Genomic DNA, 16046 nt, shown 5'->3' on the forward strand with positions numbered 1-16046 from the left:
CACCATGTGGTATTTTGCCTGGATCCTCGGCACCTTACTGGCTTGCTCATTCGGTATCATTACCGCGCTGGCGTTTGAACACAGCGAAGCCAATAAAGCGGCTAAAGAAGAGAAGTAATAATGAGTGTGATCGTGGATAAACTCTACGCCATCACAGACAAGGGCCCCTTGCGGGCCCTTTCGCTTGTGATGTCACTGGCACTGGCCGGTTGCGTTTTCTGGAAACCGGGCATGTTTGCCTCGTCGACCAGTCAGCTTGAAGTCTGGCATGGGCTCATTTTGATATGGGCTGTGTGCAGTGGCGTGATCCACGGCCTGGGTTTTCGCCCGAATAAATCAGTCTGGAAGGCTTTCTTCTCGCCATTGCTGGCGATGATTGCGCTAGCTGCAGGACTTTATTACTTTTTCAGCTGATTTTTTGCATAAAAAAAAGACAAATTTACAGTAATTTTCTTATGGGCCGTGCTGGCCCATAATTATTTTCATTCCAGCAATCCTACCCATTCCCAACCCCAATTCTCTTGCGTATAGTAGTGCCGTCAAATTGCATTACGGGATGTACAGTGAGTAATTCGTTGTTCCGATGGCCGGTTCGTGTCTATTTTGAGGACACAGACGCGGGAGGTGTGGTCTACCATGCCCGATACGTCGCCTTTTATGAAAGGGCTCGCACAGAGATGTTGCGCCAACGCAATTTTCACCAGCAGCAGTTGCTGAGTGAACACGTCGCTTTTGCTGTCCGCCGCATGACGGTCGAATACTTTGCACCAGCTCGCTTAGATGACCTGCTGGATGTTCAGAGTGAGATTACGTCCATTCGCGGAGCTTCTCTTACTTTTGCACAACGAATTCTTGATTCGCATGGAAACCTTCTGAGTTCTGCAGAAGTGTTGATCGCATGCATTGATCCAAACCAAATGAAGCCCCGAGCGCTTCCTAAGTCTATTGTCGCGGAGTTTAAGCAGTGACTGACATGAACATTCTTGATTTATTTTTGAAGGCCAGCATCCTGGTCAAGCTGATTATGCTTGTCCTGGTGTGCTTCTCTATCGCGTCCTGGGCGATCATCATTCAACGCACCAAGGTGCTGAATGCCGCCACCCGCGAGGCAGAAGCGTTCGAAGATAAATTCTGGTCCGGTATCGAACTTTCCCGTCTGTATCAGGAAAGTCAGGGCCGCCGCGAAACCCTGAGCGGGGCAGAGCAGATCTTCCATTCCGGTTTTAAAGAGTTCGCCCGTCTTCATCGTGCCAACAGCCACGCGCCAGAAGCCGTGATTGAAGGTTCTTCACGTGCGATGCGTATTTCTTTTAACCGTGAACTCGAATCACTTGAAACTCACATTCCGTTCCTTGGTACTGTCGGTTCTATCAGCCCTTATATCGGTCTGTTCGGTACAGTCTGGGGGATCATGCACGCCTTTATCGGTTTAGGTTCTGTGAAACAGGCAACGTTGCAAATGGTTGCTCCGGGTATCGCAGAAGCACTGATCGCCACCGCGATTGGTCTGTTTGCCGCTATCCCTGCTGTTATGGCGTACAACCGCCTGAACCAGCGTGTGAACAAGCTTGAGCAAAACTACGATAACTTCATGGAAGAATTCACGGCTATCCTGCACCGTCAGGCTTTCTCTCGCGAAACCAGCAGTAACTAAAGGGGGAGAGTATGGCTCGTTCACGAGGTCGTCGTAACCGTCGCGAAGGTAAGTCGGAGATCAATATCGTTCCGCTGCTGGACGTACTGCTGGTTCTGTTACTGATTTTTATGGCAACAGCGCCCATCATTACCCAGAGTGTGGAAGTTGATTTGCCTGACGCAACGGATTCTAAAACGGTGTCCAGCGATGATAATCCGCCAGTGATTGTTGAAGTGTCTGGCGTGGGTCAATACACCATCGTGGTTGACCATCAGCGTATGGAACAATTGCCTGAACAGCAGGTGATCGCGGAAGCGACCAGCCGTATTCAGGCCAATCCGAAGACGGTATTTCTGATCGGTGGTGCGAAAGATGTGCCTTATGATGAAATTATTAAGGCGCTGAACATGCTGCATCAGGCTGGCGTGAAGTCTGTCGGATTGATGACACAACCTATCTGAGGATAGGTAATTTGTAACACTTATTTGAAACCCGGCATTCTCTGGCTTGTTAAAAGTATGACAGGCAATACAGGAAACCGGGTTTTTAGTAATCCTGTCTTGGGAAATCTATTTTGGTAAAGGCAACTGCAACTGAACAAAACGATAAGCTCAAACGCGCCGTTATTGTTTCGGTCGTTCTGCATATCATCATTATAGCCCTGTTGATTTGGGGATCGCTGGACGAAGATACCAGCATGAGTGGCGGCGGTGGCGGTAGCGATATCTCTGCCGTAATGGTTGATCCAAGTGCCGTGGTCGATCAGTACAACCGTCAGCAGCAGCAACAGGCTGATTCCCAACGTGCTGCCGCAGCGCGTCAGAAAAAATCAGAACAACAGGCTGAAGAGCTGCAACAGAAACAGGCCGCAGAACAGCAACGCCTGAAAGAACTTGAGAAAGAGCGTCTGCAAGCGCAGGGAAATGCCAAGCAGCAGGCTCAGGAACAGGCTCAGCAGCAGAAGCAGGCTGAACAAGCCGCTGAGCAGGCGAAAGAACAGCAGAAACAGGCAGAAGCTGCTGCCGCACAAGCGAAGGCTGAAGCGGCCAAAGCGGCCGCTCAGGCGAAAGCAGATGCTGCGAAAGAAGCGGCTAAAGCACAAGCTGATGCTAAAAAACAAGCAGAGGCTGAAGCTGCCGCCGCCGCTGCCGCAGCGAAGAAACAAGCCGAAGCGGACGCTAAGAAAGAAGCGGCCGCAGAAGCCAAAAAACAGGCTGCTGCTGAGGCAAAAGCTCAGGCCGCGGCTGATGCGAAGGCACAAGCTGACGCCGATGCCAAAGCCGCCGCCGATGCAAAAGCTGCCGCTGCTGCCAAGAAAGCTGCAGCGGATAAAAAAGCTGCCGCCGCCGCAGCAGCCAAAGAAGCCGCTGATGCGAATAACTTATTTGATGGCCTTGCCGACTCCAAAAATGCACCGAAAGGCGCAACAGGTGGCGGCGCTTCTGCTCCTTCAGGGAAGGGGACTCAGAAAAAAGCGGGGGCATCCGGGGCTGATATTGCGAACTATGGTAGCCAGATTAAGGCTGCCATCGAGAGCAGATTCTATGACGCGTCATCTTATACAGGCAAAACCTGTGCGTTGCGCGTTAAAATGAACCCTGATGGCTCATTAATCAGTGTGTCGGCAGAAGGTGGGGATCCTGCACTGTGTCAGGCGGCGCTTGCCGCAGCCCGACAGGCGAAGTTCCCGAAACCGCCTTCTGAAGCCGTCTATGAAGTATTTAAAAATGCTCCGATAGATTTCAAACCTCAATAAAAGATGAAAATGATAACTTTTCAGATTTTTACGATGGTTTGCAGGGTGTAATTCTAGTTTTGTGTGCGTTGGTTTGTTAAAATTCTGCTAAATTATCGCGGGCAGATACGTCCAGATAAGGGAGATACAATGAAGCAGGCATTTCGAGTAGCGTTCGGCCTTTTGATGATGTGGGCATCTGTGGTTCATGCAGAAGTTCGCATTGAAATTACCCAAGGGGTAGATACAGCTCGTCCGATTGGCGTTGTGCCATTCAAATGGGCTGGCCCGGGTACACCACCTGAAGATGTGGGTGGTATCGTTGCTGCTGACTTACGTAACAGCGGCAAATTCAATCCTATTGATGCATCACGTATGCCTCAGCAGCCAACCTCCGCCGCAGAAGTGACCCCTGCAGCCTGGACCGCGCTGGGTATTGATGCTGTTGTTATCGGTCAGGTTCAGCCTGCAGCCGATGGCAGCTATGTGGTGTCTTACCAACTGGTGGATACCTCTGGCGCACCAGGTACCGTGCTGGCGCAAAACCAGTACAAAGTGACCAAACAATGGTTGCGTTATTCCGCCCATACCGCCAGCGATGAAGTGTTTGAAAAGCTGACCGGTATTAAAGGCGCATTCCGTACCCGTATCGCTTATATCGTGCAGACTAACGGCGGGAAATTCCCGTATGAACTGCGTGTAGCGGATTACGATGGATACAATCAGTTTGTCGTTCACCGTTCACCTGAGCCTCTGATGTCTCCGGCCTGGTCTCCGGACGGCAGCAAACTGGCTTACGTCACCTTTGAGAGCGGTCGTTCAGCATTGGTGGTTCAGACGCTGGCAAACGGTGCAATCAAGCAGATTGCCTCATTCCCTCGTCACAACGGTGCACCAGCTTTCTCTCCGGATGGCAGCAAACTGGCTTTCGCACTGTCTAAAGACGGTAGCCTGAACCTGTATGTGATGAATCTGTCTTCTGGCCAGATTAGTCAGGTGACTAACGGACGTAGCAACAATACGGAACCAACCTGGTTCCCGGACAGCCAGAATCTGGCATTCACGTCGGATCAGGGCGGTCGTCCGCAGGTTTATAAAGTCAACATTAATGGCGGTGCGCCTCAGCGTCTGACCTGGGAAGGCTCGCAGAATCAGGACTCTGATGTAAGTACAGATGGCAAGTTCCTGGTTATGGTGAGCAGCGCCAGCGGTACACAGCACATCGCTAAACTAGATCTGGCAACGGGAGCCGTTCAAACATTGACGGACACGTTCCTGGATGAAACGCCTAGCCTCGCACCAAATGGCACCATGGTAATTTACAGTTCCTCTCAAGGACTGGGTTCCGTATTGCAGTTGGTATCGACTGATGGGCGCTTCAAAGCGCGTCTTCCGGCAACTGATGGACAGGTCAAATTTCCTGCCTGGTCGCCGTATCTGTAATGCATAGAAAAACTATGTATGGCAAAAAATTATAAAAGGATCGAATAGATGCAACTGAATAAAGTGCTGAAAGGGCTGATGCTGGCGTTGCCTGTACTGGCAGTAGCTGCTTGTAGTTCTCACAAGAACGCAGACAACGACCAATCCAACGGTATGGGTCTGAACTCTGGCGCAGGCACTGAAAACGCAAACATGTCTTCAGAAGAGCAAGCTCGTCTGCAGATGCAAGAACTGCAGAAAAACAACATCGTTTACTTTGGCCTGGACAAATACGATGTGTCTTCTGAATTCGCTCAGATGTTGGACGCGCACGCTGCTTTCCTGCGTAGCAACCCGTCTTACAAAGTGACTGTAGAAGGTCATGCTGACGAACGTGGTACTCCAGAGTACAACATCGCCCTGGGCGAACGTCGTGCTACTGCTGTTAAAATGTACCTGCAAGGCAAAGGCGTTTCTGCTGACCAAATCTCTATCGTTTCTTACGGTAAAGAAAAACCAGCTGTACTGGGCCATGACGAAGCGGCATACGCTAAAAACCGTCGTGCCGTACTGGTATACTAAGAGAGTAGTATGAGCAGTAACTTCAGAACTCACTTGTTGAGTCTGTCGTTACTGGTTGGCGTAGCGGTCCCATGGGCCGCTACTGCCCAAGCGCCAATCAGTAATGTCGGCTCAGGCTCGATTGAAGATCGGGTCACCTCTCTGGAGCGTATTTCTAACGCTCACAGCCAGCTATTAACTCAACTCCAGCAACAACTTTCTGATACCCAACGTGATATGGATACTCTTCGTGGTCAAATCCAGGAGAACCAATATCAGTTGAGTCAGCTTGGTGATCGCCAGAAGCAGATTTTTAATCAACTGGACAGCTTAAGCCAGAGTTCTGCCGGAGCCGCCAGCACGGGTGCTGCAGCAGCCACAGGTGACGCTTCCGGTTCTGCTGCCACAACGCCTGATGCGGGTGCTGCACAAGCCACGGCAAGCACCGGTGACGTGAACAGTGACTACAATGCTGCAGTTTCACTGGCGCTGGAAAAGAAACAGTATGATGAAGCCATCGCGGCTTTTCAGAGTTTCGTAAAAAAATATCCTGATTCAACTTATCAGCCTAATGCCAATTACTGGCTGGGACAGTTGTATTACAACAAGGGTAAAAAAGACGATGCTGCCTATTATTTTGCGGTTGTGGTCAAAAACTACCCTAAGTCTCCAAAAAGTTCTGACGCAATGTTCAAGGTTGGGGTGATCATGCAGGAGAAAGGGCAGGCTGATAAAGCCAAAGCCGTCTTCGCACAGGTCGTGAAACAGTACCCAAATACCGATGCGGCAAAACAAGCTCAAAAACGTTTATCTGCAAAATAGTTCCTCGTTCAGGTCCGGAAAATGTACATATCGTGCATTTTCTGGGCTTGAGTGTGTGAAACACCATCAGTTAGCACTCTTTCTGAAAATTAAAGTTGCACTGAAAAGTTAAATAAGTAATATATGCCGCCGTTGCCCAGACAACTCCAAACGGCTAACGCTGTCAGAGATTTAGGCAATATGCAGCAGGTTTAGATGGGCCGTTAGCTCAGTTGGTAGAGCAGTTGACTTTTAATCAATTGGTCGCTGGTTCGAATCCAGCACGGCCCACCACTTTTAAAGTGGAAAATGCAGTGAAGCAGTGCAGGATGAGTTCGAGCCGAGTCAATCCAGCACGGCCCACCAATCTAAATCAGCATTGCATGTGGCTTGCACACCAACTGCAAGACACGCTGGCAATAAGAAGTATTCAGGAAGGGCCGTTAGCTCAGTTGGTAGAGCAGTTGACTTTTAATCAATTGGTCGCTGGTTCGAATCCAGCACGGCCCACCACTTTTAACGTGGAATCTCCTGAAGATTTTGAAAGCCAAAATTAAAGTAGTACGCAGCATTTAGATGGGCCGTTAGCTCAGTTGGTAGAGCAGTTGACTTTTAATCAATTGGTCGCTGGTTCGAATCCAGCACGGCCCACCACTTTTAAAGTGGAAAATGCAGTGAAGCAGTGCAGGATGAGAACCATAGGTTCGAGCCGAGCGAAGCGAGACGACAACGCGCAAGCGTTGCCCGCAGGGCGAGGTGAAACCGAGTCAATCCAGCACGGCCCACCACTTTCAAAGTGGAAAATGTAGTGAAGCAGTGCAGGATGAGAACCACAAGTTCGAGCCGAGCGAAGCGAGACGACAACGCGCAGCGTTGCCCGCAGGGCGAGGTGAAACCAAGTCAATCCAGCACGGCCCACCACTTTTTTAGTGAAGCCATCTAAATTGCAGAATTCAGAGAAAAGCGCCTTTTGGCGCTTTTTTCGCATGTGAGTCCCAAAAGACCTCATTTTTTCTTAAGTCTTCGCTTTTTGTTCCCCCGTTGCGTGTCTCATTCGAGACTCTTTTAAGTCCAGTAAACATTTTAAGCCCTGCGTCTATTATTTGGACGACTTTCCCTGCTTTTTGCGGTATTTTGTTTAGCATACAAAACTAAGGATTCCCGGGTGGGATCTGTTGTGGCTTATGGCTATCCGGGCAAGTTGCCTGACTGAATGAGATAACGAGTATGAGCGAAACATTGGATCTGAATGCGACGGTTTATCCTTTCCCTCCGAAACCCGCGGTGCTGACTGCAGATGAAAAGACCTTCTATAAAGAGAAGATCAGAAAACTGCTGAAGGAACGTGATGCCGTGATGGTGGCGCATTATTACACCGATCCTGAAATTCAGGCGCTCGCTGAAGAAACCGGTGGTATTGTCGCGGATTCTTTAGAGATGGCGCGTTTTGGCAGCCAGCATCCTGCTTCGACCCTGCTTGTCGCGGGTGTGCGCTTCATGGGAGAAACGGCCAAAATCCTCAGCCCGGAAAAAACCGTGCTGATGCCAACCCTCAACGCTGAATGTTCTTTGGATCTGGGCTGCCCGGAGCAAGCTTTCTCAGATTTTTGCGACCAGCACCCCGACCGCACCGTTGTGGTCTACGCTAATACCTCAGCAGCAGTAAAAGCCAGAGCCGACTGGGTCGTGACCTCAAGCATTGCGGTTGAGCTGATTGAACATCTCGATAGTCTGGGTGAAAAAATAATCTGGGCACCTGACCGGCACCTCGGAAATTACGTCCGTAAGCAGACGGGGGCAGACGTCTTGTGCTGGCAGGGCGCCTGTATCGTCCATGACGAGTTTAAAACACAGGCCCTGACCCGAATGAAAGGCTTGTATCCGAACGCCGCTGTTCTGGTGCATCCGGAGTCTCCTCAGGCGATCGTTGATATGGCTGATGCGGTCGGTTCTACCAGTCAGCTTATTCAGGCGGCAAAAACGTTGCCTCAGAAGCAACTGATCGTCGCCACTGACCGTGGTATTTTTTACAAAATGCAGCAGGCGTGCCCGGACAAAGAATTGTTTGAAGCGCCGACGGCGGGTGAGGGCGCAAGTTGCCGTACCTGCGCACATTGTCCGTGGATGGCGATGAATGGCCTTAAAGCCATTGCTGAAGGTCTGGAACACGGCGGCACGGAACATGCTATCGAGGTTGACGAAGCGCTGCGTGTGAAATCACTGATCCCCCTGAATCGCATGCTGGATTTTGCTGCCCAACTTAGATTACGGACGCAGGCTAAAGCGCTGTAAGCATTTTTTGTGACTGATAATGTCTTGTGACTGACAATAAAAGGAAAAGGATGTGATGATGGATTTTTTCAGTACCAGCAATATTCTGGTTCATATACCGCTTGGAAAGGGCGGATATGACCTGTCGTGGATTGAAGCTGTAGGCACCCTTTTTGGATTGCTCTGCATCTGGTACGCCAGCAAAGAAAAGCTGATCAACTATCCGTTCGGTCTGATCAACGTCACATTGTTTGCGATCATCTTTTTCCAGATCCAGCTTTACGCCAGCCTGCTGCTGCAGATTTTCTTCTTTGCCGCGAATATCTACGGCTGGTATGCCTGGAGTCGTCAGACAGCCGATCAGGAAGCTGAGTTGCAGATCCGCTGGTTGCCGCGTGGCAAAGCGCTGATATGGGGCGTAGTGTGCGTCGCAGGCATTCTGCTGATGACCTTCAACATTGACCGCGTTTTTGCCACCCTGACGCTAGTGGCGGTGAATCTGATGCAGGCGCTGGGGCTGAATGTGCAGATGCCTGAACTGCAACCTGATGCCTTCCCGTTCTGGGATTCGTCAATGATGGTGTTGTCGATTGTGGCAATGCTGCTGATGACCCGAAAATATGTCGAGAACTGGCTGCTGTGGGTCATCATTGATGTCATCAGCGTCGCGATTTTCGCTTATCAGGGCGTTTATGCGATGGCGCTTGAATACGTGCTGCTGACGCTGATTGCACTGAACGGTTCGTGGCTGTGGATCAAAAGTGCAAAGCAAAACGGTTCTCAGCCTTTGCAACCGGCCTGATTTTGCGACCATAAAAAACGCCTCCATAACGGAGGCGTTTTGCTTTCTCGTTCTGACCTGAGGAATCAGTGGTGATGATGTGCATGGCTATGACCATGATGATCGTGCCCGGCGCGGGTCACCGGAATTTCATTCATCTCACAATCCGGTGCTTCACACTGGCCATATTCCATCTGTATCGTGGCATGGCCGATGCGGCATTTTTCCAGTAAATGGTGCTGAATGCGGTAAAGCAGCGCGTCGTGATCGTGCGGTGGAACAACCTGCACGTGCACGGTCATCAGACGCTGTTCACCAATCTGCCAGACGTGAACGTGATGCACGTTGCGCACCTCCGGGATGCTCAGGGATAAATCCCGGCGCAGTTTATTGATATCGATCTCTTCCGGTGTGCCTTCCAGCAACTCATGGAAACTCTCCCGCAGCAACCGCCAGGCATTGTTTAACACCAGGCAGGAAACCAGCACTGATAAAATCGGGTCCACAGGTGTCCAGCCGGTATACATGATGATCAGCGCCGCAGCGACCGCCCCAATTGACCCCAGCAAATCACCCAGAACATGCAGCGCGGCGGCACGCACATTAATGTTGGCTTTTTCCTGGCCCTGATGCAGCAGCCAGAAGGCCAGAATATTGGCAAACAGGCCAGCGATGGCGATCACCAGCATAGTGGTGCCCATCACCGGCTGTGGATTAAAGAATCGCGCGATGGCTTCCCAGACAATCAGAACGACAATCACCAGCAGCGCAGCGGCATTGACGAAGGCCGCCATGGTCGTCAGGCGCAAATAGCCAAAAGTATGGCGGGTATTCGGCTTACGTTTAGCAAAGCGTACGGCAAGCAATGCGACAAGCAGCGCGGCGGCGTCAGTCAGCATGTGTCCTGCATCGGCCAGAAGCGCCAGAGAGCCGGAGACCAGCCCGCCAATCACTTCGGCCACCATGAAAATCACAGTAACGAGGAAAGCCAGCAACAAACGGCGACTGTTTTTGTCCTGTGGTAACAGGGAAGAAGACATAATTATATTCACAAAAATGATGAACCGAGACAATCACAATAGCGTAATCATAACGTGTTGCAAGAAGGGGAAGTTAAGGAAGAAGGAGGAAACAAAGTTCCTCCTGTGTGAACAACCGTGACGGGATTAGTTACCGGTTTCTTTCGACGGTGTTGTGCCCGGGGTCTGATTCGGACAACGGCCATCTTTGCACATGGTTTTCTTATGCTGTTTGTCTTTGCTCATGTGATGCGTAGTGGTATCCGTTTTGGTATTCACTTCATTCACAGGTTTACTGGTATTGTTGATCTGATCGTTGCTCACACTTTTTGGCGCAATTTTCTGAATTGAACCCGGCGAGCCGGACTGATTTGCCTGGCCATTGTTATCGCTGGCTGAGGATTCGCCGGCAGCATAAGCAGCGCCGGTGGTCAGAGCCATGGTTGCGGTCAGTAACATGATTGCGAGCTTTTTCATAATGTTCATCTCCATTGTTTCGTTAAAGGTCCATGGTCGTTTTTCATGTGCCTGATAAAAGCCTAGCTAAATAAATTATGTCCTAAATCAAAATGAGACGAATCGTAAGTGTAAAAGCAGGTTTACACTGACATTCAATACGGCTAGATTGAACGCGGTCAGCGTTTCGCTTTGTCTCTTATGAACACCCGAATGGAACAGTTATGAATTATCAAAACGACGATTTACGCATTAAAGAAATCAAAGAACTTTTACCTCCGGTTGCCCTGCTCGAAAAATTTCCCGCCACTGACAAAGCGGCAAAAACAGTTTCTCAGGCTCGCAATGCCATTCATAAGATACTGAAAGGAAACGATGATCGCCTTCTTGTCGTCATCGGGCCGTGCTCCATTAACGATCCGAAAGCCGCGAAAGAATACGCTGCCCGTTTGCTGAAAATGCGTGAAGAGCTGCAAGGTGAGCTGGAAGTGGTGATGCGTGTTTATTTTGAAAAACCGCGCACTACGGTAGGCTGGAAAGGGCTCATTAATGATCCGCACATGAATAACAGCTACCAGATTAACGACGGTTTGCGCATTGCCCGCAAACTGTTACTGGATATTAATGACAGCGGTCTGCCAGCGGCGGGCGAGTTCCTGGACATGATTACGCCACAATATCTGGCGGATTTAATGAGCTGGGGCGCCATCGGCGCACGTACCACGGAATCTCAGGTACACCGTGAGTTGTCCTCCGGCTTATCTTGCCCGGTTGGTTTCAAAAACGGCACCGACGGTACCATTAAAGTGGCGATCGACGCCATCAACGCGGCTGGCGCGCCGCATTGCTTCCTGTCTGTCACCAAATGGGGTCACTCCGCTATCGTGAACACCAGCGGGAACAACGACTGCCATATCATTCTGCGCGGCGGCAAAAAGCCAAACTACAGTGCTCAGGATGTGCAGGAAGTGAAAGAAGGCCTGAAAAAAGGCGGACTGCCAGCCCGTATTATGATCGATTTCAGCCACGCCAACAGCAGTAAGCAATTCAAAAAGCAGATGGAAGTGTGTGAAGACGTTTGTGGTCAGATTGCGGGTGGCGAACAGGCGGTGATGGGCGTGATGGTCGAAAGTCATCTGGTCGAAGGGAATCAGAGCCTCGACAGCGGCGAGCCACTGGTTTACGGCCAGAGCGTGACCGATGCCTGCATCGGCTGGGAAGATACCGAAGTGCTGCTGCGTAATCTCGCGAACGCCGTTAAAGCGCGTCGCGGATAATTCTTTAACGCCAGCATATCTTTCTGAGCCCCGCTTTTGCGGGGCTTTTTATTACCTGAATATGTTCAGAGCGTGCATTTCATATCCATACAACGCAAATCAGCATTCGCCATCTCAGAGCGGTAAAGACTCTCTTTTACCAGACTGAAACCGTTCCTCTTATAAAATTCAAAAGCATTCGGTGTGGAAGCCAGCGTAAGTGCTGTGAATCCCCGCGATTTGGCTTCCGCTTTTATGGCAGCAAGAATTTGCGTGGCGAGACCTTTGCCTTCGAATTCCGGCAACGTAAAAATCGCTTCAACACTGCCATTTTTCAGATCGAGAAAACCTGTTGCCGCCGGTGTCTCCAGCCCGTGCACCTGTGCGACAAAAAAAGGATTCTCCGCAATAGCTTTGCGATATCCGGCAGGCATCTGTTCGGGCGTCCACGCCATCACAATGTCTGCGCCATAGGTATTTTTACATCCGTGGCGGATAGCCTGATTTCTGATTTCCCAGAGTATTTCCGCTTCATCGGGGCAGGCGAGTCTGACGGGCATTGTTATCTCCTTTTTGATGGCGTTCAGAAATAACTTACATGAATTCATCGCTCAATGTGTTGAATATGAAGTTTATTTTTTCACCACGAGGTGTAACATTATCTTTTGCTAACAATAAAAACTGACAGGGATGAGAGATGAACGCAGTACAGATAAGAACAATAGAAATCCGAAAAATCACCGCCGGGACTGTCTATAAATTGGTGTCTGTCGGCATGCTGTTTGCAGCCTTACCTGTGGGTTTGCTGATGGGAGTTATGGGGGCTTTTGGGTATGACGTGATTTTACTTAATGGCGAATACGTCTATGGCATTACAGCGTTTATCACCGCGCCGGTCCTTGCCTGCTTAATGTCACAAGTGTTCACGCTATTCTTTGGAACATTTATTTGCCTGGGATTGTGGATTTACTCACGTATTAAACGGATGAATATCAGGATAGTAGAAGATTCAAATACCTGATAAAGCAAGAGCAGGATGATGACAGAAAACGAACTGGATAAAGCCATTCACAAAGCTAATGAAAGGGAACGTTATCTCTGGCGGTACGCTCGCTGGTTTATCAAAATCTTGTGGTTTGGCTTGTTTATGGCTTTCCTTGCGCAATTAATACAACGTTATTTTCAGTGCTAACGTGTTTCTGATTTTGCCTGATGAGAAAGTCAAAGCCCCGGTTAATTATCGGGGCTTATTGTTTTATGCATTACTGAAAACGTAGCCGCGGAGTTACTTCTTCAGCCCTACGCCCAGCCGTCCGTTAGCGTTGAGATCTCGTTCAAGGAATCGGCCTGTCCAGTTTGCTTCATAGTTTTCGCGGGGGAAATCCGCTGGTGAAGCGCCTGTCTTCAGCGCTTCGTGTACCTTACGGGCATAAGCGACATTCTTTTCGCACAGCGGCGCGGCTGGAATGTACATCACATTTCCCCATCCTTGCTGATCTTCAACCGGCGCGACGGAATGAATGACGTCACAATGCCACCATACCGAGTCGCCCGCCTGAAGTTCCGGAATACTGCACAGGCCTTTAATCAGATGCGGATGCCATTTTTCTGAAACAGGTAAAACGCGGCCAGGCGCAACGCCACAGAGTTCATCTTCCGGCACATCATCAAGCAGCGGACGCAGCAGCACATACGCCATCGCCTCAGGCACCGGAACGACGTGCAGCAAGCCCTGTCCGGTTTGCATATCAGATAGCGCAGTCCAGCCCTGGAATGTCCGGAACGCTGAGCATTTCGTCGTGTTTTCCACATCGTATTCATTGACGTCGGGTCTGAAAGCCGCATCCCATGGATCGTATTCCTCAAAACGGTTGGTGAAAATCTTGCGGAAGACTTTCTGATACGCCGGTAACAGCCAGCGTTCTAACGCGCCGGAATCGGTATGCGCGCCCAGCCCCTTAGAAGTGGTGCCCGGAAGACGCCTGCGGATCCTGTCCGGATAGATAATATTTACGTCAGGATTAAACCATGCGCCCTGATGGTCCCCGAACTTCCAGAGACGGTTTAAAAATGACTGAACCGTGCCGATTTCCTGGCTCTGTCTGGCTTCCATTTGCGCGTGAGACCAGTAGATCGGATAAATTTCAGGCCGGGAAGCTTCCAGCGATCCGAAGAAGTTATCACCCGGCCCGCGGTAGACCTCATCGAAATGGTTGGCATCGAGGTAATGCAGCATGGATTTATCCATCGCCAGCGCGTCATCGCGGTCAAATGTCTGACGGACCACCAGACAGCCGCGGCGTTTCACCTGAGCAATTTGCGCATCAGAAACCCGGCCTTCCGCCAGCGCTGCCCAGCTGATTTGTGGCCATGCAGTCCCGTTCGCTGCCTCCTCCGCCCGTGCTGCGGCGATCTCCGTTTCAATTTTTTCGCATACCTGACGGAAGAGTCCTTCAACATCGCCAATCTGTGCGCGGAGTTGTTTTTTCATCTCGATAATATTCTTTTTATAATCAACAGGTAATGTCGTTGACGTAAATCTTTTATCCATAAAACCTCCGGCAGGTTGCTGAAATGATTATTTCGTACGAATATTAAATTACTTTCATTCGAAAGTTTAAATGAATGTAGCAAAACTGTTATCTGAAAAGCCGGCGTTGGATCACGATTTTCACAACAGGGAGGATTTACCGGAAATCCGGATAAGGGCGGGGGAGTGTCGGATTCAGAAAACAAAAAAGGCACGCGTGTGCGTGCCTTGCCAATCTTCCTGCTTAACGCAGAAGAAAACGTGAAATTACTTCGCTTTACCCTGGTTTGCCACGGCCGCTGCTTTCGCTGCGATTTCGTCGGCATTACCCAGATAGTAACGTTTGATTGGTTTGTAGTTTTCGTCAAACTCGTAAACCAGTGGAACACCGGTAGGGATGTTCAGTTCCAGAATTTCTTCTTCGCTCAGGTCGTCGAGATATTTAACCAGTGCGCGCAGGGAATTACCGTGTGCCGCGATGATGACGCGCTCGCCGCTGGCGATGCGTGGTTTGATCACTTCAGTCCAGTAAGGGATGACGCGTTCGATGGTCAGCGCCAGGCTTTCTGTCGTTGGCAGTTCTGCCGCAGTCAGTTTAGCGTAACGTGGGTCGTGGCCAGGGAAACGTTCGTCAGCGCGATCCAGTTCTGGTGGCGTCACAGCAAAACCACGACGCCATTGTTTAACTTGCTCGTCACCGTATTTCTGTGCAGTTTCTGCTTTATCCAGACCCTGCAACGCACCGTAATGACGTTCGTTCAGTTTCCAGGATTTCTCAACTGGCAGCCATGGCTGGTTCAGTTCGTCCAAAACGCTCCACAGTGTGTGGATGGCACGTTTCAGCACAGAGGTGTATGCAAAATCGAATTGGAAGCCTTCGTCTTTCAGCAGCTGACCAGCAGCTTTTGCTTCGGTGCGGCCCTTATCGGACAGTTCAACATCATGCCAACCGGTAAAGCGGTTTTCTTTATTCCACTCACTCTCACCGTGTCTTACCAGCACCAGCTTGGTTACAGCCATAGCTAAACTCCTCAGTTAACTCAATTTTCAATGATAACAGTTATCATTATAGGGTCTGGGCATCCCACTCAGCAATCTGAAACTTCCTCAGGAAATCTTTGCGGGACGCTGTTTGTATTAAACATAACGAATTTGCTGCGACGATGTAAAACAAAACGCGCAGAAGGTCACCCTGACAGCGCGTTTTGTACAAGCAGGTCAGCGTGATCAGCTGGCTTTTTTCAGGCAGGTACTCATGAAGGATTTACGCGCATCGCCTTTCAGATTTTGCTTCGCGGCATCGGCATTACAGGTTTTCATTTTCATCTGCTGAGGATTCATTTTATCGTCAGTTTTAGCCTCTGCTTTCAGACAATTGCTCATGAATTTTTTACGTTCATCCCCTTTCAGGGACTGCGTAGTGGCCTGCTGATTACAATCGGTCATTTTTTGGCGTTGCTCAGTCTGAGCAGGAGAAGGGACTTTCACCGGGTCCGCCGCCAGAGCGGAACCCGCCGCGCACAGCGTTGCCAGCAGGGATAGCACAACAGGTAAACGCATATCAAAACTCCTTAATAA

19 protein-coding genes, 3 tRNA genes and 2 other RNA genes are annotated in these 16046 nt (G+C 50.1%); 18 read left to right on the top strand and 6 right to left on the bottom strand.

Annotated features, from left to right (window positions below; genetic code table 11):
* Positions 1–4 precede the first annotated feature (4 nt).
* The 16 genes from cydX to pnuC all read left to right on the top strand — a co-directional run bounded on the left by cydX (position 5) and on the right by pnuC (position 9228).
* Positions 5–118 carry a cytochrome bd-I oxidase subunit CydX gene (cydX, locus tag LC431_RS03195; protein ID WP_013576433.1) on the top strand — a complete coding sequence of 38 codons (114 nt, stop codon included), beginning with the start codon at positions 5–7 and terminating at the stop codon, positions 116–118.
* A 2-nt stretch (positions 119–120) separates the two neighbouring features.
* On the top strand, positions 121–414 hold the full coding sequence (ybgE, locus tag LC431_RS03200) for a cyd operon protein YbgE (protein ID WP_013576432.1): 294 nt from the start codon (positions 121–123) through the stop codon (positions 412–414).
* 149 nt (positions 415–563) lie between these two features.
* Positions 564–968: a tol-pal system-associated acyl-CoA thioesterase gene (gene ybgC, locus LC431_RS03205; protein ID WP_013576431.1), complete on the top strand. Its 405-nt coding sequence runs from the start codon at positions 564–566 to the stop codon at positions 966–968.
* A complete protein-coding gene (tolQ, locus tag LC431_RS03210; protein WP_013576430.1) occupies positions 965–1654 on the top strand; it encodes a Tol-Pal system protein TolQ in 690 nt (229 codons plus the stop codon). Before ybgC ends, tolQ begins: the two co-directional genes overlap by 4 nt.
* Before the next feature lie 11 nt (positions 1655–1665).
* Complete coding sequence (gene tolR, locus LC431_RS03215; RefSeq protein WP_013576429.1) at positions 1666–2097, top strand: colicin uptake protein TolR; 432 nt, start codon at positions 1666–1668, stop codon at positions 2095–2097.
* A 113-nt stretch (positions 2098–2210) separates the two neighbouring features.
* Positions 2211–3392 carry a cell envelope integrity protein TolA gene (gene tolA / locus LC431_RS03220; RefSeq protein WP_223509251.1) on the top strand — a complete coding sequence of 394 codons (1182 nt, stop codon included), beginning with the start codon at positions 2211–2213 and terminating at the stop codon, positions 3390–3392.
* A 129-nt stretch (positions 3393–3521) separates the two neighbouring features.
* On the top strand, positions 3522–4814 hold the full coding sequence (gene tolB, locus LC431_RS03225) for a Tol-Pal system beta propeller repeat protein TolB (protein ID WP_013576427.1): 1293 nt from the start codon (positions 3522–3524) through the stop codon (positions 4812–4814).
* 48 nt (positions 4815–4862) lie between these two features.
* Positions 4863–5375, top strand: a complete 513-nt coding sequence (pal, locus tag LC431_RS03230; protein ID WP_013576426.1) for a peptidoglycan-associated lipoprotein Pal — start codon at positions 4863–4865, stop codon at positions 5373–5375.
* A gap of 9 nt (positions 5376–5384) precedes the next feature.
* On the top strand, positions 5385–6176 hold the full coding sequence (cpoB, locus tag LC431_RS03235; RefSeq protein WP_223509253.1) for a cell division protein CpoB: 792 nt from the start codon (positions 5385–5387) through the stop codon (positions 6174–6176).
* A gap of 197 nt (positions 6177–6373) precedes the next feature.
* Positions 6374–6449: transfer RNA gene (locus tag LC431_RS03240), tRNA-Lys, on the top strand.
* Positions 6450–6592: 143 nt separating this feature from the next.
* A tRNA-Lys gene (locus LC431_RS03245) sits at positions 6593–6668 on the top strand.
* 65 nt (positions 6669–6733) lie between these two features.
* Positions 6734–6809 (top strand) — tRNA-Lys (locus LC431_RS03250).
* Between the two features lie 14 nt (positions 6810–6823).
* A non-coding RNA gene (locus LC431_RS03255) (RtT sRNA) lies at positions 6824–6943 on the top strand.
* 14 nt (positions 6944–6957) lie between these two features.
* Positions 6958–7076, top strand: a non-coding RNA gene (locus LC431_RS03260) — RtT sRNA.
* 306 nt (positions 7077–7382) lie between these two features.
* Positions 7383–8447, top strand: a complete 1065-nt coding sequence (gene nadA, locus LC431_RS03265) for a quinolinate synthase NadA (protein WP_112198513.1) — start codon at positions 7383–7385, stop codon at positions 8445–8447.
* 58 nt (positions 8448–8505) lie between these two features.
* Positions 8506–9228, top strand: coding sequence for a nicotinamide riboside transporter PnuC (gene pnuC / locus LC431_RS03270; protein WP_015690252.1), 723 nt, complete (start codon positions 8506–8508; stop codon positions 9226–9228).
* A 65-nt stretch (positions 9229–9293) separates the two neighbouring features.
* On the opposite strand, the gene zitB is transcribed toward pnuC, so the two are convergent.
* Positions 9294–10247 (bottom strand): CDF family zinc transporter ZitB, encoded by a 954-nt coding sequence (zitB, locus tag LC431_RS03275; RefSeq protein ID WP_015690251.1) that lies wholly within the window; start codon positions 10245–10247, stop codon positions 9294–9296.
* Positions 10248–10373: 126 nt separating this feature from the next.
* Complete coding sequence (locus LC431_RS03280; protein ID WP_013576421.1) at positions 10374–10703, bottom strand: protein YbgS; 330 nt, start codon at positions 10701–10703, stop codon at positions 10374–10376.
* Positions 10704–10906: 203 nt separating this feature from the next.
* Between LC431_RS03280 and aroG the strand changes: the two genes are divergently transcribed.
* Entirely contained in the window at positions 10907–11959 is a 1053-nt protein-coding gene (gene aroG / locus LC431_RS03285) for a 3-deoxy-7-phosphoheptulonate synthase AroG (protein WP_112151663.1), read from the top strand.
* Positions 11960–12024: 65 nt separating this feature from the next.
* Here aroG and LC431_RS03290 read toward each other — a convergent pair whose 3' ends face one another.
* Positions 12025–12498 (bottom strand): GNAT family N-acetyltransferase, encoded by a 474-nt coding sequence (locus LC431_RS03290; RefSeq protein ID WP_015690248.1) that lies wholly within the window; start codon positions 12496–12498, stop codon positions 12025–12027.
* 137 nt (positions 12499–12635) lie between these two features.
* On the opposite strand from LC431_RS03290, the gene LC431_RS03295 reads away from it, so the two are divergent.
* The gene (locus LC431_RS03295) at positions 12636–12959 is read left to right on the top strand and encodes a hypothetical protein (protein ID WP_013576418.1); all 324 of its coding nucleotides are present in this window, start codon (positions 12636–12638) and stop codon (positions 12957–12959) included.
* 264 nt (positions 12960–13223) lie between these two features.
* On the opposite strand, the gene LC431_RS03300 is transcribed toward LC431_RS03295, so the two are convergent.
* The 3 genes from LC431_RS03300 to LC431_RS03310 all read right to left on the bottom strand — a co-directional run bounded on the left by LC431_RS03300 (position 13224) and on the right by LC431_RS03310 (position 16028).
* The gene (locus LC431_RS03300; RefSeq protein WP_126125054.1) at positions 13224–14489 is read right to left on the bottom strand and encodes a DUF1479 domain-containing protein; all 1266 of its coding nucleotides are present in this window, start codon (positions 14487–14489) and stop codon (positions 13224–13226) included.
* 246 nt (positions 14490–14735) lie between these two features.
* Complete coding sequence (gene gpmA / locus LC431_RS03305; protein WP_013576415.1) at positions 14736–15488, bottom strand: 2,3-diphosphoglycerate-dependent phosphoglycerate mutase; 753 nt, start codon at positions 15486–15488, stop codon at positions 14736–14738.
* A 207-nt stretch (positions 15489–15695) separates the two neighbouring features.
* Positions 15696–16028 carry a PsiF family protein gene (locus LC431_RS03310; RefSeq protein WP_037037122.1) on the bottom strand — a complete coding sequence of 111 codons (333 nt, stop codon included), beginning with the start codon at positions 16026–16028 and terminating at the stop codon, positions 15696–15698.
* Between the last annotated feature and the right edge of the window lie 18 nt (positions 16029–16046).

The sequence above is a fragment of the Rahnella sp. GSA61A genome (genome assembly GCF_019969905.1).
GTDB classification, from domain to species: domain Bacteria; phylum Pseudomonadota; class Gammaproteobacteria; order Enterobacterales; family Enterobacteriaceae; genus Rahnella; species Rahnella aceris.